Origin of the sequence: Escherichia fergusonii ATCC 35469 (genome assembly GCF_000026225.1) — a bacterium.
GTDB classification, from domain to species: Bacteria; Pseudomonadota; Gammaproteobacteria; order Enterobacterales; family Enterobacteriaceae; genus Escherichia; species Escherichia fergusonii.
The window spans coordinates 4,447,853-4,465,549 of sequence record NC_011740.1 but is presented as its reverse complement, the minus strand read 5'-3'; the positions used below and the strand labels follow the sequence as shown (position 1 = coordinate 4,465,549).

The 17,697-nt window shown below is 52.2% G+C and carries 18 protein-coding genes; 14 read left to right on the top strand and 4 right to left on the bottom strand.

What is annotated here, in order from left to right; translation table 11 throughout:
- Nucleotides 1-130 precede the first annotated feature (130 nt).
- From EFER_RS21735 to EFER_RS21710, 6 genes are all read left to right on the top strand, one after another.
- Nucleotides 131-1,285, top strand: a complete 1,155-nt coding sequence (locus EFER_RS21735) for an AgaS family sugar isomerase (RefSeq protein WP_001114870.1) — start codon at nt 131-133, stop codon at nt 1,283-1,285.
- A 12-nt stretch (nt 1,286-1,297) separates the two neighbouring features.
- Nucleotides 1,298-2,158: a tagatose-bisphosphate aldolase subunit KbaY gene (kbaY, locus tag EFER_RS21730; protein WP_000022770.1), complete on the top strand. Its 861-nt coding sequence runs from the start codon at nt 1,298-1,300 to the stop codon at nt 2,156-2,158.
- A 165-nt stretch (nt 2,159-2,323) separates the two neighbouring features.
- Nucleotides 2,324-2,800 carry a PTS galactosamine transporter subunit IIB gene (gene agaB, locus EFER_RS21725; protein ID WP_000098010.1) on the top strand — a complete coding sequence of 159 codons (477 nt, stop codon included), beginning with the start codon at nt 2,324-2,326 and terminating at the stop codon, nt 2,798-2,800.
- A gap of 38 nt (nt 2,801-2,838) precedes the next feature.
- Nucleotides 2,839-3,642, top strand: a complete 804-nt coding sequence (agaC, locus tag EFER_RS21720) for a PTS galactosamine transporter subunit IIC (protein WP_000544466.1) — start codon at nt 2,839-2,841, stop codon at nt 3,640-3,642.
- A complete protein-coding gene (gene agaD, locus EFER_RS21715; protein ID WP_000534360.1) occupies nt 3,632-4,423 on the top strand; it encodes a PTS galactosamine transporter subunit IID in 792 nt (263 codons plus the stop codon). The genes agaC and agaD overlap by 11 nt, the downstream gene beginning before the upstream one ends.
- A complete protein-coding gene (locus tag EFER_RS21710) occupies nt 4,424-5,191 on the top strand; it encodes a galactosamine-6-phosphate isomerase (protein WP_002433060.1) in 768 nt (255 codons plus the stop codon).
- A 49-nt stretch (nt 5,192-5,240) separates the two neighbouring features.
- Here EFER_RS21710 and rsmI read toward each other — a convergent pair whose 3' ends face one another.
- The gene (gene rsmI / locus EFER_RS21705) at nt 5,241-6,104 is read right to left on the bottom strand and encodes a 16S rRNA (cytidine(1402)-2'-O)-methyltransferase (RefSeq protein ID WP_000809247.1); all 864 of its coding nucleotides are present in this window, start codon (nt 6,102-6,104) and stop codon (nt 5,241-5,243) included.
- A gap of 64 nt (nt 6,105-6,168) precedes the next feature.
- On the opposite strand from rsmI, the gene lpoA reads away from it, so the two are divergent.
- Genes lpoA through dolP form a run of 4 tightly spaced genes read left to right on the top strand, consistent with a single transcriptional unit; the run spans nt 6,169 to nt 9,753 of the window.
- Nucleotides 6,169-8,205: a penicillin-binding protein activator LpoA gene (gene lpoA, locus EFER_RS21700; protein WP_000249252.1), complete on the top strand. Its 2,037-nt coding sequence runs from the start codon at nt 6,169-6,171 to the stop codon at nt 8,203-8,205.
- Complete coding sequence (locus EFER_RS21695; protein WP_000246848.1) at nt 8,163-8,558, top strand: YraN family protein; 396 nt, start codon at nt 8,163-8,165, stop codon at nt 8,556-8,558. The genes lpoA and EFER_RS21695 overlap by 43 nt, the downstream gene beginning before the upstream one ends.
- Before the next feature lie 19 nt (nt 8,559-8,577).
- Entirely contained in the window at nt 8,578-9,168 is a 591-nt protein-coding gene (gene diaA / locus EFER_RS21690) for a DnaA initiator-associating protein DiaA (protein WP_001158035.1), read from the top strand.
- Between the two features lie 9 nt (nt 9,169-9,177).
- A complete protein-coding gene (dolP, locus tag EFER_RS21685; protein ID WP_000646051.1) occupies nt 9,178-9,753 on the top strand; it encodes a division/outer membrane stress-associated lipid-binding lipoprotein in 576 nt (191 codons plus the stop codon).
- Nucleotides 9,754-9,896: 143 nt separating this feature from the next.
- On the opposite strand, the gene lptG is transcribed toward dolP, so the two are convergent.
- The 3 genes from lptG to EFER_RS24685 all read right to left on the bottom strand — a co-directional run bounded on the left by lptG (nt 9,897) and on the right by EFER_RS24685 (nt 12,192).
- Complete coding sequence (gene lptG, locus EFER_RS21680) at nt 9,897-10,979, bottom strand: LPS export ABC transporter permease LptG (protein WP_002431714.1); 1,083 nt, start codon at nt 10,977-10,979, stop codon at nt 9,897-9,899.
- Nucleotides 10,979-12,079, bottom strand: a complete 1,101-nt coding sequence (lptF, locus tag EFER_RS21675) for an LPS export ABC transporter permease LptF (protein WP_000584139.1) — start codon at nt 12,077-12,079, stop codon at nt 10,979-10,981. Before lptF ends, lptG begins: the two co-directional genes overlap by 1 nt.
- A gap of 62 nt (nt 12,080-12,141) precedes the next feature.
- The gene (locus tag EFER_RS24685; protein ID WP_212734113.1) at nt 12,142-12,192 is read right to left on the bottom strand and encodes a hypothetical protein; all 51 of its coding nucleotides are present in this window, start codon (nt 12,190-12,192) and stop codon (nt 12,142-12,144) included.
- Nucleotides 12,193-12,345: 153 nt separating this feature from the next.
- Between EFER_RS24685 and pepA the strand changes: the two genes are divergently transcribed.
- From pepA to valS, 4 genes are all read left to right on the top strand, one after another.
- On the top strand, nt 12,346-13,857 hold the full coding sequence (gene pepA / locus EFER_RS21670) for a leucyl aminopeptidase (protein WP_000397164.1): 1,512 nt from the start codon (nt 12,346-12,348) through the stop codon (nt 13,855-13,857).
- Between the two features lie 50 nt (nt 13,858-13,907).
- Complete coding sequence (locus EFER_RS21665) at nt 13,908-14,294, top strand: hypothetical protein (RefSeq protein ID WP_134895601.1); 387 nt, start codon at nt 13,908-13,910, stop codon at nt 14,292-14,294.
- Nucleotides 14,295-14,359: 65 nt separating this feature from the next.
- Nucleotides 14,360-14,803: a DNA polymerase III subunit chi gene (holC, locus tag EFER_RS21660; RefSeq protein WP_000786399.1), complete on the top strand. Its 444-nt coding sequence runs from the start codon at nt 14,360-14,362 to the stop codon at nt 14,801-14,803.
- Nucleotides 14,803-17,658 carry a valine--tRNA ligase gene (valS, locus tag EFER_RS21655; protein WP_000416369.1) on the top strand — a complete coding sequence of 952 codons (2,856 nt, stop codon included), beginning with the start codon at nt 14,803-14,805 and terminating at the stop codon, nt 17,656-17,658. Before holC ends, valS begins: the two co-directional genes overlap by 1 nt.
- The last annotated feature ends 39 nt before the right edge of the window (nt 17,659-17,697 follow it).

Here is a 17,697-nt window from a genome sequence, read left to right as displayed (position 1 = left end):
TCTCCATTGAACTTTCAGTTTCTTTTCTATAGATTTTAATCAACGAAAGACATCACCAAGTGAAATGAAACGAAAGGCAAGCGAAAGCGACAACGCCCGACGTCAAGTTCATCAGACTAAGGATTGAGTTATGCCAGAAAATTACACCCCTGCTGCCGCTGCAACCGGTACATGGACTGAAGAAGAGATCCGCCATCAGCCTCGCGCATGGATCCGTTCACTCACCAACATCGACGCGCTACGTTCCGCGCTCAATAACTTCCTTGAACCGTTACTGCGCAAAGAGAATCTGCGGATCATCCTGACCGGAGCCGGAACCTCGGCATTTATCGGTGATATCATCGCGCCGTGGCTCGCCAGCCATACCGGTAAAAACTTCAGCGCCGTACCGACCACCGATCTGGTCACTAATCCGATGGACTACCTGAATCCAGCTCATCCGCTACTGTTGATCTCCTTCGGTCGATCCGGCAACAGCCCGGAAAGCGTCGCTGCCGTGGAACTGGCAAATCAATTTGTACCGGAATGCTATCACCTGCCGATCACTTGCAACGAAGCGGGCGCTCTTTACCAAAACGCGATCAACAGCGACAACGCGTTTGCCCTGCTGATGCCCGCAGAAACGCACGATCGCGGCTTTGCGATGACAAGCAGCATTACCACTATGATGGCCAGCTGCCTCGCGGTTTTCGCACCTGAGACAATCAATAGCCAGACCTTCCGCGACGTAGCGGATCGTTGCCAGGCGATCCTGACCTCACTGGGCGATTTCAGCGAAGGTGTGTTTGGTTACGCACCGTGGAAACGGATCGTTTATCTCGGCAGTGGTGGATTACAGGGTGCAGCACGCGAGTCGGCGCTGAAAGTGCTTGAACTAACGGCGGGTAAACTGGCGGCCTTTTATGATTCCCCGACCGGATTCCGTCATGGGCCTAAATCACTGGTCGATGACGAAACGCTGGTGGTGGTGTTTGTCTCCAGCCACCCCTATACGCGTCAGTATGATCTTGATCTGCTGGCAGAACTCCGCCGTGACAACCAGGCAATGCGCGTAATCGCCATCGCCGCGGAAAGTACCGACATCGTCGCTGCCGGTCCACATATCATCCTGCCGCCGTCACGTCACTTTATCGACGTTGAGCAGGCATTTTGCTTCCTGATGTACGCCCAGACGTTTGCACTGATGCAGTCGCTGCACATGGGCAATACGCCGGATACCCCATCAGCCAGTGGCACCGTTAACCGCGTGGTGCAAGGCGTAACCATTCATCCGTGGCAGGCATAAGAGGATCGCATTATGAGCATTATCTCCACCAAATATCTGTTACAGGACGCCCAGGCCAATGGCTACGCGGTGCCTGCTTTTAACATTCATAACGCCGAGACGATCCAGGCGATCCTCGAAGTGTGCAGTGAAATGCGATCGCCGGTGATCCTCGCCGGAACGCCGGGGACCTTTAAACATATCGCGCTGGAAGAGATCTACGCCCTGTGTAGCGCCTATTCCACAACCTACAACATGCCACTGGCGCTGCATCTCGACCACCACGAATCACTCGATGATATTCGCCGTAAAGTCCACGCAGGCGTGCGCAGTGCGATGATCGACGGCAGTCACTTCCCGTTTGCTGAGAACGTGAAACTGGTGAAATCGGTTGTCGACTTCTGCCACTCGCAGGATTGCAGCGTGGAAGCAGAACTGGGCCGCCTGGGCGGTGTGGAAGATGAGCTGAGCGTCGACGCCGAAAGTGCATTTCTGACCGATCCACAAGAAGCTAAACGCTTTGTCGAACTGACTGGCGTCGACAGCCTGGCGGTAGCGATTGGTACGGCGCACGGCTTATACAGCAAAACGCTGAAGATTGATTTCCAGCGACTGGCGGAAATTCGTGAAGTGGTGGATGTTCCTCTGGTGCTGCATGGTGCCAGCGATGTTCCAGATGAATTTGTCCGTCGCACTATTGAACTTGGCGTCACAAAAGTGAACGTTGCCACAGAATTAAAAATAGCCTTCGCCGGTGCGGTTAAAGCCTGGTTTGCGGAAAACCCACAGGGTAATGACCCTCGTTATTATATGCGCGTCGGTATGGATGCGATGAAAGAAGTTGTCAGAAATAAAATTAATGTCTGTGGTTCAGTTAATCAAATTTCAGCGTAATCATTAAGTTTTTATGATTTATCCCAATGTACTTCCCGATTAATATCGGGGAGTGCCTTAATAGCAAAGGAGGTAACTAAACCTTAATAAATACATCAGTAAAATATCACAACAATAATATATTAAAAAAACTATATTATTCAACTTTATGGTGAGGATTACACAATGAGCAGTCCAAATATTCTCTTAACCCGTATTGATAACCGTCTGGTTCACGGTCAGGTTGGCGTGACCTGGACATCTACCATCGGTGCGAATCTGCTAGTAGTCGTGGATGATGTTGTCGCTAACGATGATATTCAACAAAAATTAATGGGTATTACCGCGGAAACCTATGGCTTTGGCATTCGTTTCTTTACTATCGAAAAAACCATTAACGTCATCGGCAAAGCTGCACCGCATCAGAAAATATTCCTGATTTGCCGTACGCCGCAAACGGTACGTAAATTGATAGAAGGTGGCATTGACCTGAAAGATGTCAACGTCGGCAATATGCATTTCTCGGAAGGGAAAAAGCAAATCAGCAGTAAAGTTTATATCGACGATCAAGATCTCGCGGACTTACACTTTATTAAACAATGCGGTGTGAATATTTTTATTCAGGACGTCCCCGGTGATCAAAAAGAACAAATCCCTGACTAAATTTAAAATCGCCTTAATACTGGTTTGAGGTAATAAAAATGCATGAAATAACCCTAATTCAGGGATTATCCCTGGCGGCGTTAGTTTTCGTTCTGGGGATTGATTTTTGGCTGGAAGCCTTATTTTTATTCCGCCCGATAATCGTTTGTACCCTTACAGGTGCTATTCTCGGTGATATTCAGACTGGCTTAATTACCGGTGGCCTGACAGAGCTGGCTTTCGCCGGATTAACCCCCGCAGGTGGTGTTCAGCCGCCCAACCCAATTATGGCGGGTCTGATGACCACCGTCATTGCATGGTCTACGGGCGTCGATGCCAAAACGGCAATTGGCCTTGGGCTGCCGTTTAGTTTGTTAATGCAGTACGTCATTCTGTTCTTCTATTCCGCTTTCTCATTATTCATGACCAAAGCCGATAATTGTGCGAAAGAGGCGGATACGGCAGCGTTTTCCCGGCTTAACTGGACAACGATGCTCATCGTCGCTTCAGCGTATGCGGTGATTGCTTTCCTCTGTACTTACCTGGCGCAAGGGGCGATGCAGGCGCTGGTGAAAGCGATGCCCGCCTGGCTGACCCACGGCTTTGAAGTGGCTGGCGGCATTCTGCCTGCCGTTGGTTTTGGCCTGCTGCTGCGCGTGATGTTCAAAGCGCAATATATCCCTTACCTGATCGCCGGTTTCTTGTTTGTTTGCTACATCCAGGTCAGCAACCTGTTGCCAGTTGCCGTACTGGGTGCAGGCTTTGCGGTGTATGAGTTTTTCAATGCGAAATCCCGGCAGCAAGCGCAACCGCAGCCCGTTGCCAGTAAAAATGAAGAAGAGGACTACAGCAATGGGATCTGAAATCAGTAAAAAAGATATCACCCGTCTGGGCTTTCGTTCGTCACTCCTGCAAGCGAGCTTTAACTACGAAAGGATGCAGGCGGGCGGTTTTACCTGGGCGATGTTGCCGCTCCTGAAAAAGATTTATAAGGACGACAAACCGGGCCTAAGCGCGGCGATGAAAGATAACCTCGAATTTATTAATACTCACCCGAATCTGGTCGGATTCCTGATGGGGTTATTAATTTCGATGGAAGAAAAAGGAGAAAACCGCGACACCATTAAAGGCCTCAAAGTGGCGCTGTTTGGCCCAATCGCCGGGATTGGTGATGCGATTTTCTGGTTTACTTTGTTGCCGATTATGGCGGGGATTTGCTCATCGTTTGCCAGCCAGGGAAACTTGCTGGGGCCGATTCTATTTTTCGCCGTTTACCTGCTTATCTTTTTCCTGCGCGTCGGCTGGACCCACGTCGGTTATTCAGTCGGCGTGAAGGCGATCGATAAAGTGCGAGAGAACTCGCAGATGATTGCCCGTTCGGCAACCATCCTCGGGATCACGGTAATCGGCGGGCTGATCGCTTCGTATGTACATATTAACGTGGTGACATCGTTTGCCATCGACAGTACCCACAGCGTCGCCCTGCAGCAGGATTTCTTCGATAAAGTCTTTCCAAATATTTTACCGATGGCCTATACCCTGCTGATGTATTACTTCCTGCGGGTGAAAAAAGCGCATCCGGTGCTGTTAATCGGCGTGACTTTTGTGCTCTCTATTGTTTGTTCTGCATTCGGCATTTTGTAAATGGAACGAGGCACTGCGTCTGGTGGTGCCTCTTTACTAAAGGAATTTCATCCTGTGCAAACCCTTCAGCAAGTTGAAAACTATACGGCGTTAAGTGAACGTGCCAGCGAATATTTATTGGCCGTGATTCGTAGCAAACCGGATGCCGTGATTTGCCTGGCGACCGGAGCCACACCATTACTGACGTATCATTATCTGGTAGAAAAAATCCACCAGCAGCAGGTTGATGTCAGCCAACTGACCTTCGCGAAGCTCGACGAATGGGTGGATCTGCCATTAACGATGCCTGGCACCTGCGAAACTTTCCTTCAACAGCATCTCGTGCAGCCGCTGGGGCTACGTGAAGACCAGCTCATCAGCTTTCGCTCCGAAGAGATAAATGAGACAGAGTGCGAACGGGTAACGAACCTGATTGCGCGCAAAGGTGGTCTGGATTTATGCGTTCTCGGATTGGGGAAAAACGGCCATCTTGGGCTGAACGAACCGGGAGAAAGTCTGCAACCAGCAAGCCATATCAGCCAGCTTGATGCCAGAACGCAACAACATGAGATGTTAAAAACCGCGGGTCGTCCCGTGACTCGTGGGATCACTTTAGGCCTGAAGGATATTCTCAATGCCCGCGAAGTTTTGTTACTGGTGACTGGCGAAGGAAAGCAGGATGCGACAGAACGTTTTCTCACGGCTAAAGTCTCTACCGCTATCCCGGCTTCATTTTTATGGCTGCATAACCATTTCACATGCATGATTGATGAGATGTGTCGTCGTTAACTCGCCTGGTACAGGCGTTGTAGCGCTATTCCTGCTGCGACGCCTGTAATCACTCGCCCTGCCGCTCCAACGCATACTTATACAGTGCATTCTTCTTCACGCCGTGAATTTCTGCTGCCAGCGCCGCCGCTTTTTTCAGTGGCAGTTCTGCCTGCAACAGCGCCAACGTGCGCAGGGCATCGGCAGGTAAGTCTTCTTCCTGTGCTTTATGGCCTTCAACAATCAGCACCATTTCACCTTTGCGGCGGTTTTCATCTTCCTTCACCCACGCCAGCAGTTCGCCGACCGGCGCGCCGTGAATAGATTCCCAGGTTTTGGTCAGCTCACGCGCCAGAACCACGTAGCGGGATTCGCCTAATACCGAAACGATATCTTCCAGGCTATCTAGCAGACGGTGAGTCGATTCATAAAAAATCAGCGTGCGCGGCTCCGCTTCAATGGCTTTTAGCGCATCACGGCGGCCTTTTGATTTGGCCGGCAGGAAGCCTTCATAACAGAAACGGTCCGAAGGCAGACCGGCGGCGCTTAATGCCGCGATGGCAGCACACGGCCCTGGTAGTGGCACCACGCGAATCCCCGCTTCACGGCAGGTACGCACCAGATGGTAGCCAGGATCGTTAATTAGCGGCGTTCCGGCATCGGAAACCAGCGCAATGTTTTGCCCCTCTTTCAGCTTCGCCAGCAGCGTTTCGGCTTTTTGTTGTTCATTATGGTCGTGAAGCGCAAATAACCGGGCATTAATCCCAAAATGTTGCAGCAATAAACCGGTGTGACGAGTATCCTCGGCGGCAATCAGATCTACAGCCTGTAACACCTCCAGCGCACGCTGGGTGATATCCGCCAGATTGCCGATCGGTGTTGGTACGATGTAAAGCTGGCCCTGAGAATTATCCGCCGATTGGTGTTGTTTCATTGTGTCGTCCGTATTGCCGATTTAATATTGAGCATTGCGTAAAAAAAATATCACTGGATACATTATGGTACCCTCAACATCTTCTCGTTTGAAAGCCGCGCGTTGTCTGCCTGTTGTTCTGGCAGCCCTGATTTTCGCCGGTTGTGGCACCCATACTCCCGATCAGTCCACTGCTTATATGCAGGGAACGGCGCAGGCTGATTCTGCCTTTTACCTGCAACAGATGCAGCAAAGCTCTGATGATACCAGGATCAACTGGCAATTACTCGCCATTCGTGCACTGGTGAACGAAGGTAAAACCGGGCAGGCGGTGGAGCTGTTTAACCAACTACCGCAAGAACTGAACGATTCTCAGCGTCGCGAGAAAACACTGCTGGCGGCAGAGATTAAACTGGCGCAGAAAGATTTTGCTGGCGCGCAAAACTTGCTGGCTAAAATGACACCTGCCGATTTAGAACAAAACCAGCAGGCGCGTTACTGGCAGGCAAAAATCGATGCCAGTCAGGGGCGTCCTTCCCTGGATTTACTGCGCGCGTTAATTGCTCAGGAACCCCTGCTCGGTGCAAAAGAAAAACAGCAAAATATTGACGCCACCTGGCAAGCGCTCTCCTCCATGACGCAGGATCAGGCGAATACGCTGGTGATCAACGCCGACGAAAATATTCTGCAAGGCTGGCTGGATCTGCAGCGTGTCTGGTTTGATAACCGTAACGATCCCGACATGATGAAAGCCGGGATTGCCGACTGGCAGAAACGTTATCCGCACAATCCGGGCGCGAAAATGCTGCCAACGCAGTTGGTAAATGTAAAAGCATTTAAACCCGCGTCAACCAATAGAATAGCCCTGTTGATTCCACTCAATGGTCAGGCTGCGGTATTTGGTCGCACTATTCAGCAAGGCTTTGAAGCGGCGAAAAATATCGGCACTCAGCCAGTGGCGGTTCAGGTAGCTGCCGCACCTGCCGCTGACGTAGTAGAACAACCTCAGCCGCAAACCATGGATGGCGTTGCCAGCCCGGCACAAGCCTCAGTTAGCGATCTGACTGGTGAACAGCCTGCGGCACAGCCAGCGCCTGTAAGCACCCCGGCAGCAACCACCGCAACGGTAAGCGCGCCAGCAAATCCATCCGCAGAACTGAAAATCTACGATACCTCATCACAACCGCTTAGCCAGATCTTAAGCCAGGTCCAGCAGGATGGCGCGAGCATTGTGGTCGGTCCGCTGCTGAAAAATAACGTTGAAGAGTTGCTTAAGAGCAACACTCCACTGAACGTGCTGGCACTGAATCAGCCGGAAAATATCGAAAACCGCGCCAATATCTGTTACTTCGCGCTGTCGCCAGAAGATGAAGCGCGCGATGCGGCGCGTCATATTCGTGACCAGGGTAAACAAGCGCCGCTGGTGCTGATCCCGCGCAGTTCGTTGGGTGATCGTGTAGCCAATGCATTTGCGCAGGAGTGGCAGAAACTGGGCGGCGGCACGGTTTTACAGCAGAAATTTGGTTCCACCAATGAATTACGCGCGGGCGTGAATGGTGGTTCAGGGATTGCGTTAACGGGTAGTCCGGTAGCCACCAGCATGACTGTCGATTCTGGCGCGGCAACGGGTAACCCAACCCTGCAAACGACACCCACCGACGCTCAATTCACTAACAATGGCGGTCGTGTCGATGCGGTCTACATTGTGGCAACGCCGGGCGAAATCGCCTTTATCAAACCGATGATCGCCATGCGTAACGGCAGTCACAGCGGTGCGACGCTGTACGCCAGTTCCCGTAGCGCACAAGGCACCGCTGGCCCGGATTTCCGACTGGAGATGGAAGGTCTGCAGTACAGCGAAATCCCGATGCTGGCAGGCGGTAATCTGCCGTTAATGCAGCAGGCACTCAGCGCGGTGAATAACGATTATTCACTGGCTCGCATGTTTGCGATGGGCGTCGATGCCTGGTCGCTGGCAAATCATTTCTCACAAATGCGCCAGATTCAGGGTTTTGAAATCAACGGCAATACCGGCAGCCTGACGGCGAACCCGGATTGCGTGATTAACAGGAAGTTATCATGGCTACAGTACCAACAAGGTCAGGTAGTCCCCGCCAGTTAACCACTAAACAAACCGGCGATGCGTGGGAAGTACAAGCGCGTCGCTGGCTGGAAGGCAAAGGACTGCGGTTTGTCGCCGCTAACGTGAACGAGCGTGGCGGCGAGATCGATCTGATAATGCGTGAAGGCCAGACCACCGTTTTTGTCGAGGTGCGTTACCGCCGATCTGCCCTTTACGGCGGTGCGGCGGCCAGTGTGACCCGCAGCAAACAACACAAATTATTACAGACTGCCCGCTTGTGGCTCGCGCGTCATAATGGGAGTTTTGATACTGTGGATTGCCGGTTCGATGTGGTAGCCTTCACCGGGAATGAGGTTGAGTGGATTAAGGATGCCTTTAATGACCACTCATAATTAAGGTTTAAGGATTAGCGTGCAAGAAAGAATTAAAGCTTGCTTCACTGAAAGCATTCAAACTCAAATTGCGGCGGCAGAGGCGCTTCCGGATGCCATCTCCCGTGCAGCCATGACGCTGGTTCAGTCTCTGCTCAATGGCAACAAAATCCTCTGTTGTGGTAATGGAACTTCCGCTGCCAATGCACAGCATTTTGCTGCCAGCATGATCAACCGTTTCGAAACGGAGCGGCCCAGCTTACCTGCCATTGCACTAAATACTGATAATGTTGTCTTAACGGCGATTGCCAACGATCGTTTGCATGATGAAGTGTATGCAAAACAAGTGCGGGCGCTGGGTCATGCGGGAGATGTGTTATTAGCCATTTCCACCCGTGGCAACAGCCGCGATATTGTTAAAGCAGTTGAAGCCGCCGTTACGCGTGATATGACCATTGTGGCATTGACCGGTTATGACGGCGGCGAACTTGCAGGTTTGTTAGGGCCACAGGACGTGGAAATCCGCATTCCTTCGCATCGTAGTGCTCGCATTCAGGAGATGCATATGCTGACGGTAAATTGCCTGTGCGATCTGATCGATAACACGCTTTTCCCTCACCAGGATGTTTAAGGAGAATACATGAAGGCATTATCGCCAATCGCAGTCCTTCTTTCCGCGCTGCTGTTGCAAGGTTGCGTTGCCGCTGCCGTAGTGGGTACCGCTGCTGTGGGTACCAAAGCCGCAACTGACCCACGCAGTGTCGGCACCCAGGTGGACGATGGTACCCTGGAAGTGCGCGTAAACAGTGCATTGTCGAAAGACGAACAGATTAAGAAAGAAACCCGTATTAATGTCACGGCGTATCAGGGCAAAGTGCTGCTGGTAGGGCAGTCACCAAACTCTGAACTTTCGGCTCGCGCTAAACAAATTGCGATGGGCGTAGACGGTGCCAACGAAGTGTATAACGAGATTCGTCAGGGCCAGCCGATTGGTCTGGGCGAAGCGTCTAACGATACGTGGATCACCACCAAAGTGCGTTCGCAGCTCTTAACCAGCGATCTGGTGAAATCGTCCAACGTGAAAGTGACCACCGAAAACGGTGAAGTGTTCCTGATGGGGCTGGTGACTGAACGTGAAGCAAAAGCGGCGGCAGATATTGCCAGCCGGGTGAGCGGCGTGAAGCGGGTAACCACGGCGTTTACGTTTATTAAATAGCTTGCCTGATGCGACGCTTGCCGCGTCTTATCAGACCTGTGCAAGGGTAAACATAAGGCGTTCACACCGCATCAGACATAAACAAAGCGCACTTTATCAACGATCCAAAAGGGAGCTTTCGCTCCCTTTATTTATTGGTCCGGTTACGCTCTACGCATCAACAACCACAAGCTGATTAAGAAGAAGCTGGCGCTTGGCAGCAACGCGCCGATAATCGGCGGGATGCCATAAACCAGCGTCAATGGACCGAAGATCTGGTCCAGTACATAGAAGACAAAACCGAAGCTGATACCGGTGACCACGCGCACGCCCATCGGTACACTACGCAGTGGGCCGAAGATAAACGACAATGCCATCAGCATCATCACCGCCACAGAAAGCGGCTGGAAGATTTTGCTCCACATATTGAGCTGATAACGTCCGGCGTCCTGACCGCTCGACTTCAGATACTTCACGTAGTTGTGCAAACCACTGATGGAGAGTGCATCCGGGTCCAGCGCCACCACGCCCAGTTTGTCCGGCGTGAGGTTGGTTTTCCAGGTGCCGCTCACGGTCTGTGAGCCGGTGATCTGTTTTGGATTGGTCAGGTCAGATTCATCAACCTGCGACAGACGCCAGACTTTGTTGTCAGGATCAAACGTCGCAGAAGCGGCATAACGAATAGATTGCAGGCGACGCTGATCGTTAAAGGCATAAATGCTAATACCGCCTAACTCTTTTTCACCTTTAACACGTTCGATATAGACAAAGTTTTTGCCGTCTTTCGCCCAAAGACCTTCCTGAGTAGAGAGTAGCGATCCGCCGTACATCGCCTGCGCACGGTAGTTACGTGCCATCTGCTCACCTTGCGGTGCGACCCATTCACCAATCGCCATAGTCAGTAATACCAGCGGTATCGCGGTTTTCATTACCGACAACGCGACTTGCATACGGGTGAAGCCAGAAGCCTGCATCACCACCAGTTCACTGCGCTGCGCCAGCATCCCCAGCCCCAACAATGCGCCCAGCAGGGCCGCCATAGGGAAGAAGATCTGGATATCTTTCGGCACACTAAGCAGGGTATACATTCCTGCGCCTAACGCATCGTAGCTCCCCTGCCCGGCCTTTTTCAGCTGATCAACAAACTTGATAATGCCCGACAGCGACACCAGCATGAACAGCGTCATCATGATGGTGGTGAAAATGGTTTTACCGATATAGCGGTCAAGTACACCAAAAGGTTGCATCACACCGCTCCTTTACGCGTAAAACTGGCACGCAGACGGCGTACTGGCACCGTATCCCAAAGGTTAAGAGCAATCGCCAGGGCCAGATAAATCAGGTTAACGGTCCACATCCATAGCGTCGGATCCAGCTTGCCCTTGCCGCCATTAGATTTCAGCGATGTTTGGATCAGGAAGAACAGCAGATACAACAGCATCGCTGGCAACATTGATAACACACGCCCCTGACGCGGGTTTACCACACTCAGCGGCACAACCATCAACGCCATCATAAACACGGTGAATATCAACGTAAGCCGCCAGTTCAGTTCCGCGCGGGCACGATCACTGTCCGTGTTCCACAGCGTGGTCATGTCCATTTGATCAGTATCGTTTGGATCTAACGCCACTGCCTGGTGACCAATAATCGCCTGGTAATCCTGGAAGTCGGTAATGCGGAAATCGCGCAGTAATGCCGTACCTTCGAAGCGCGTACCCTGATTGAGGGTAACGACCTGAGAGCCGTCACGTAGTTGAGTTAAATGTCCGGAATCCGCTACGACTACAGAAGGGCGGGCGTTGCCTTTCGGGCGAATCTGCGCCAGAAAAACATCTTTGAAATCGCTACCGTCAACGCTTTCAATAAACAAAACAGCACTGCCGTTCGTCGCCTGTTGGAATTGCCCTTGCGCCAGAGCTGCCATTCCGGGATTGGCTTTGGCTTCTGCGAGAACTTCATCCTGATGTCGGGACGACCATGGGCCAGCCCACATCACGTTGATTGCCGCAACGATGCCAGTAAATAACGCCAGGATCATTGCAGCTTTAACCAGCACGCCTTTGCTCAGTCCACAGGCATGCATTACCGTTATTTCACTTTCGGTATAAAGTTTGCCCAGCGTCATCAGCAGCCCAAGGAACAGACTGAGAGGCAAAATGAGCTGCGCCATTTCGGGCACGCCTAATCCCAGCAGGGAAAGCACCAGATTTGCAGGAATGTCGCCATCAACCGCCGCGCCGAGGATCCTCACTAACTTTTGACAAAAGAAGATCAAAAGCAAGATGAAGAGTATCGCCAGCTGGCTTTTGAGCGTCTCCCGCACCAGATATCTTATGATTATCACTTTTAATACGCCCGTAAAAACCCGTCTTTTGTACGAATTTAGCTTGTTTCATGGCTTAAACGTCATTTATTCTCTTGAGTCGTCGAAATCATCGCTAAGATATTTATACTCAGCGGATTGCGCTCGCAGAATTTATTCTGACGTGCCAGTACCGTAATAACGTTAAGATTAACACGAAGTCACCGCAACAGCGGATATGAGTTACGAAAGCTTGCAATTCTATCCGTAGCCACTGCTGTTGTCTTTAAGATTCAGGAGCGTAGTGCATGGAGTTTAGTGTAAAAAGCGGTAGCCCGGAGAAACAGCGGAGTGCCTGCATCGTCGTGGGCGTCTTCGAACCACGTCGCCTTTCTCCGATTGCAGAACAGCTCGATAAAATCAGCGATGGGTACATCAGCGCCCTGCTACGTCGGGGCGAACTGGAAGGAAAACCGGGGCAGACACTGTTGCTGCACCATGTTCCAAATGTACTTTCCGAGCGAATTCTCCTCATCGGTTGCGGTAAAGAACGTGAACTCGATGAGCGCCAGTACAAACAAGTCATTCAGAAAACCATTAACACGCTGAATGATACTGGCTCAATGGAAGCGGTCTGTTTCCTGACCGAACTGCACGTTAAAGGCCGCAACAACTACTGGAAAGTGCGTCAGGCTGTCGAGACGGCAAAAGAGACGCTCTACAGTTCCGATCAGCTGAAAACGAACAAGAGCGAGCCGCGTCGTCCGCTGCGTAAGATGGTCTTCAACGTGCCGACCCGCCGTGAACTGACCAGCGGCGAGCGCGCGATCCAGCACGGTCTGGCGATTGCCGCCGGGATTAAAGCAGCGAAAGATCTCGGCAATATGCCGCCGAATATTTGTAATGCCGCTTACCTCGCCTCTCAGGCGCGCCAGTTGGCTGACAGCTACAGCAAGAATGTCATTACCCGCGTTATCGGCGAACAGCAGATGAAAGAGCTGGGGATGCATTCCTATCTGGCGGTTGGTCAGGGTTCGCAAAACGAATCGCTGATGTCGGTGATTGAGTACAAAGGCAACGCGTCGGAAGATGCACGCCCAATCGTGCTGGTGGGTAAAGGTTTGACCTTCGACTCCGGCGGTATCTCCATCAAGCCTTCAGAAGGCATGGATGAGATGAAGTACGATATGTGCGGTGCGGCGGCGGTTTACGGCGTGATGCGTATGGTCGCAGAGCTGCAACTGCCGATTAACGTTATTGGCGTGCTGGCAGGCTGCGAAAACATGCCTGGCGGACGTGCCTATCGTCCGGGCGATGTGTTAACCACCATGTCCGGTCAAACCGTTGAAGTGCTGAACACCGACGCCGAAGGCCGTCTGGTACTGTGCGACGTGTTAACTTACGTTGAGCGTTTTGAGCCGGAAGCGGTTATTGACGTGGCGACGTTGACTGGTGCCTGCGTGATCGCGCTGGGTCATCACATTACCGGTCTGATGGCGAACCACAATCCGCTGGCCCATGAGCTGATTGCCGCGTCTGAACAATCCGGTGACCGCGCATGGCGTTTACCGCTGGGTGACGAGTATCAGGAACAACTGGAGTCCAATTTTGCCGATATGGCGAACATTGGCGGTCGTCCTGGCGGGGCGATTACCGCTGGTTGCTTCCTGTCGCGCTTTACCCGTAAGTATAACTGGGCGCACCTGGATATCGCCGGTACCGCCTGGCGTTCTGGTAAGGCGAAAGGCGCAACCGGTCGCCCGGTGGCGTTGCTGGCACAGTTCCTGCTCAACCGCGCCGGGTTTAACGGCGAAGAGTAATCGTATAGCCGGATGGCGCTATGTTCATCCGGCTGCAAATCAGGGATCCGATGGCTAGATTTGTTGCGCATGATGAGTGTCTTCAGGCTGGATTTGCGCGGGACAGTTTATTTCTCGTTGAAGCAAAACAGCGTGGATCACGTCTTGAAATCATCGTGGAACGAAATGACGACACAAAATTCTGTCTAATATTCAAAGGAATGCTTTTTTCTTGTTGTGCGGAGCTTGATAGTTTTGAGCGCACGGCAGGTAATGGCTATTTGTTTGACTGGAATTGCATCACCGGAAATTTTGGTGAATTATTTGATTCCCGATTGATGTCATCATTTCTACCGCGAAGTGATGTTGATCCAGCGAGTTGCCATCACTATTTTCTGGCAACCTATGATGATATTTTTAACATCATCGCCGAATCAGTCTCTATTGAAGCCATCTGACTAACCAACGTGTGCTTTTCACAGCCGTGATTGCACCAACAACTTTTCTGCAAATAAGCGAATTTATGAAAAACGCAACGTTCTACCTTCTGGACAATGACACCACCGTCGATGGCTTAAGCGCCGTTGAGCAGCTGGTGTGTGAAATTGCCGCAGAACGTTGGCGCAGCGGTAAGCGCGTGCTCATCGCCTGTGAAGATGAAAAGCAGGCTTACCGGCTGGATGAAGCCCTGTGGGCGCGTCCGGCAGAAAGCTTTGTTCCGCATAATTTAGCGGGAGAAGGACCGCGCGGCGGTGCGCCGGTGGAGATCGCCTGGCCACAAAAGCGTAGCAGCAGCCCGCGCGATATATTGATTAGTCTGCGAACAAGCTTTGCAGATTTTGCCACCGCTTTCACAGAAGTGGTAGACTTCGTTCCTTATGAAGATTCTCTGAAACAACTGGCGCGCGAACGCTATAAAGCCTACCGCGTGGCTGGTTTCAACCTGAATACGGCAACCTGGAAATAATGGAAAAGACATACAACCCACAAGATATCGAACAGCCGCTTTACGAGCACTGGGAAAAGCAGGGCTACTTTAAGCCTAATGGCGATGAAAGCCAGGAAAGTTTCTGCATCATGATCCCGCCGCCGAACGTCACCGGCAGTTTGCATATGGGTCACGCCTTCCAGCAAACCATCATGGATACCATGATCCGCTATCAGCGCATGCAGGGCAAAAACACCCTGTGGCAGGTCGGTACTGACCACGCCGGGATCGCTACCCAGATGGTCGTTGAGCGCAAGATTGCCGCAGAAGAAGGTAAAACCCGTCACGACTACGGCCGCGAAGCTTTCATCGACAAAATCTGGGAATGGAAAGCGGAATCCGGCGGCACCATTACCCGTCAGATGCGTCGTCTCGGCAACTCCGTGGACTGGGAGCGTGAACGCTTCACGATGGACGAAGGCCTGTCCAATGCAGTGAAAGAAGTTTTCGTTCGTCTGTATAAAGAAGACCTGATTTACCGTGGTAAACGCCTGGTAAACTGGGACCCGAAACTGCGTACCGCAATCTCTGACCTGGAAGTGGAAAACCGCGAATCGAAAGGTTCGATGTGGCACATCCGCTATCCGCTGGCTGATGGCGCGAAAACCGCAGACGGTAAAGATTATCTGGTGGTTGCGACTACCCGTCCGGAAACCCTGCTGGGCGATACCGGCGTGGCCGTTAACCCGGAAGATCCGCGTTACAAAGATCTGATTGGCAAATATGTCATTCTGCCGCTGGTTAACCGTCGTATTCCAATCGTTGGCGACGAACACGCCGACATGGAAAAAGGCACCGGCTGCGTGAAGATCACCCCGGCGCACGACTTTAACGACTATGAAGTCGGTAAACGTCACGCCCTGCCGATGATCAACATCCTGACCTTTGACGGTGATATCCGTGAAAGCGCCCAGGTGTTCGATACCAAAGGTAACGAATCTGACGTTTATTCCAGCGATATCCCGGCAGAATTCCAGAAACTCGAGCGTTTTGCGGCACGTAAAGCCGTCGTTGCTGCGGTTGACGCACTCGGCCTGCTGGAAGAAATTAAACCGCACGATCTGACCGTTCCTTACGGCGACCGTGGCGGCGTGGTTATCGAACCGATGCTGACCGACCAGTGGTACGTGCGTGCCGATGTACTGGCGAAACCGGCAGTTGAAGCGGTTGAGAATGGCGACATTCAGTTCGTACCGAAGCAGTACGAAAACATGTACTTCTCCTGGATGCGCGATATTCAGGACTGGTGTATCTCTCGTCAGCTGTGGTGGGGTCACCGCATTCCGGCATGGTACGACGACGCGGGTAACGTTTATGTTGGCCGTAACGAAGACGAAGTGCGCAAGGAAAATAACCTCGGCGCCGACGTTGCTCTGCGTCAGGACGAAGACGTTCTCGACACCTGGTTTTCCTCCGCACTGTGGACCTTCTCTACCCTTGGCTGGCCGGAAAACACCGACGCCCTGCGTCAGTTCCACCCAACCAGCGTAATGGTGTCTGGTTTCGACATCATCTTCTTCTGGATTGCCCGCATGATCATGATGACCATGCACTTCATCAAAGATGAAAATGGCAAACCGCAGGTGCCGTTCCACACCGTTTACATGACCGGCCTGATTCGTGATGACGAAGGCCAGAAGATGTCTAAATCCAAGGGTAACGTTATCGACCCGCTGGATATGGTTGACGGAATTTCGCTGCCAGAACTGCTGGAAAAACGTACCGGCAATATGATGCAACCGCAGCTGGCGGACAAAATCCGTAAGCGTACCGAGAAGCAGTTCCCGAACGGTATTGAGCCGCACGGCACCGATGCGCTGCGCTTCACCCTGGCGGCGCTGGCTTCTACCGGTCGTGACATCAACTGGGATATGAAGCGTCTGGAAGGTTACCGTAACTTCTGTAACAAGCTGTGGAACGCCAGCCGCTTTGTGCTGATGAACACAGAAGGTCAGGATTGCGGCTTCAACGGCGGTGAAATGACGCTGTCGCTGGCGGACCGCTGGATTCTGGCGGAGTTCAACCAGACTATCAAAGCGTACCGCGAAGCGCTGGACAGCTTCCGCTTCGATATCGCCGCCGGCATTCTGTATGAATTCACCTGGAACCAGTTCTGTGACTGGTATCTGGAGCTGACCAAGCCGGTAATGAACGGTGGAACAGAAGCCGAACTGCGCGGTACTCGCCATACGCTGGTGACTGTACTGGAAGGTCTGCTGCGCCTCGCGCATCCGATCATTCCGTTCATCACCGAAACCATCTGGCAGCGTGTGAAAGTACTTTGCGGAATCACTGCCGACACCATCATGCTGCAGCCGTTCCCGCAGTACGATGCGTCTCAGGTCGATGAAGCCGCACTGGCCGACACCGAGTGGCTGAAGCAGGCGATCGTTGCGGTACGTAACATCCGTGCAGAAATGAACATCGCACCGGGTAAACCGCTGGAGCTGCTGCTGCGTGGTTGCAGCGCGGATGCAGAACGTCGCGTAAATGAAAACCGTGGCTTCCTGCAAACGCTGGCGCGTCTGGAAAGCATCACCGTGCTGCCTGCCGATGACAAAGGTCCGGTTTCTGTTACTAAGATCGTCGATGGTGCAGAACTGCTGATCCCGATGGCAGGCCTCATTAACAAAGAAGATGAGCTGGCGCGTCTGGCAAAAGAAGTGGCGAAGATCGAAGGCGAAATTAGCCGTATCGAGAACAAACTGGCGAATGAAGGCTTTGTCGCCCGTGCACCGGAAGCGGTCATCGCGAAAGAGCGTGAGAAGCTTGAAGGTTATGCGGAAGCGAAAGCGAAACTGATTGAACAGCAGGCTGTGATCGCTGCGCTGTAATTTCTCAGCCAGTCAGAAAGACAAAAGCCGAAGCACACG

Coding starts and splice junctions, on each gene's coding strand:
- EFER_RS21735 (WP_001114870.1), top strand. CDS start 131: ATGCCAGAAAATTACACCCCTGCTGCCGCTGCAACCGGTACATGGACT.
- kbaY (WP_000022770.1), top strand. CDS start 1,298: ATGAGCATTATCTCCACCAAATATCTGTTACAGGACGCCCAGGCCAAT.
- agaB (WP_000098010.1), top strand. CDS start 2,324: ATGAGCAGTCCAAATATTCTCTTAACCCGTATTGATAACCGTCTGGTT.
- agaC (WP_000544466.1), top strand. CDS start 2,839: ATGCATGAAATAACCCTAATTCAGGGATTATCCCTGGCGGCGTTAGTT.
- agaD (WP_000534360.1), top strand. CDS start 3,632: ATGGGATCTGAAATCAGTAAAAAAGATATCACCCGTCTGGGCTTTCGT.
- EFER_RS21710 (WP_002433060.1), top strand. CDS start 4,424: ATGGAACGAGGCACTGCGTCTGGTGGTGCCTCTTTACTAAAGGAATTT.
- rsmI (WP_000809247.1), bottom strand. CDS start 6,104: ATGAAACAACACCAATCGGCGGATAATTCTCAGGGCCAGCTTTACATC.
- lpoA (WP_000249252.1), top strand. CDS start 6,169: ATGGTACCCTCAACATCTTCTCGTTTGAAAGCCGCGCGTTGTCTGCCT.
- EFER_RS21695 (WP_000246848.1), top strand. CDS start 8,163: ATGGCTACAGTACCAACAAGGTCAGGTAGTCCCCGCCAGTTAACCACT.
- dolP (WP_000646051.1), top strand. CDS start 9,178: ATGAAGGCATTATCGCCAATCGCAGTCCTTCTTTCCGCGCTGCTGTTG.
- lptG (WP_002431714.1), bottom strand. CDS start 10,979: ATGCAACCTTTTGGTGTACTTGACCGCTATATCGGTAAAACCATTTTC.
- pepA (WP_000397164.1), top strand. CDS start 12,346: ATGGAGTTTAGTGTAAAAAGCGGTAGCCCGGAGAAACAGCGGAGTGCC.
- EFER_RS21665 (WP_134895601.1), top strand. CDS start 13,908: ATGGCTAGATTTGTTGCGCATGATGAGTGTCTTCAGGCTGGATTTGCG.
- holC (WP_000786399.1), top strand. CDS start 14,360: ATGAAAAACGCAACGTTCTACCTTCTGGACAATGACACCACCGTCGAT.
- valS (WP_000416369.1), top strand. CDS start 14,803: ATGGAAAAGACATACAACCCACAAGATATCGAACAGCCGCTTTACGAG.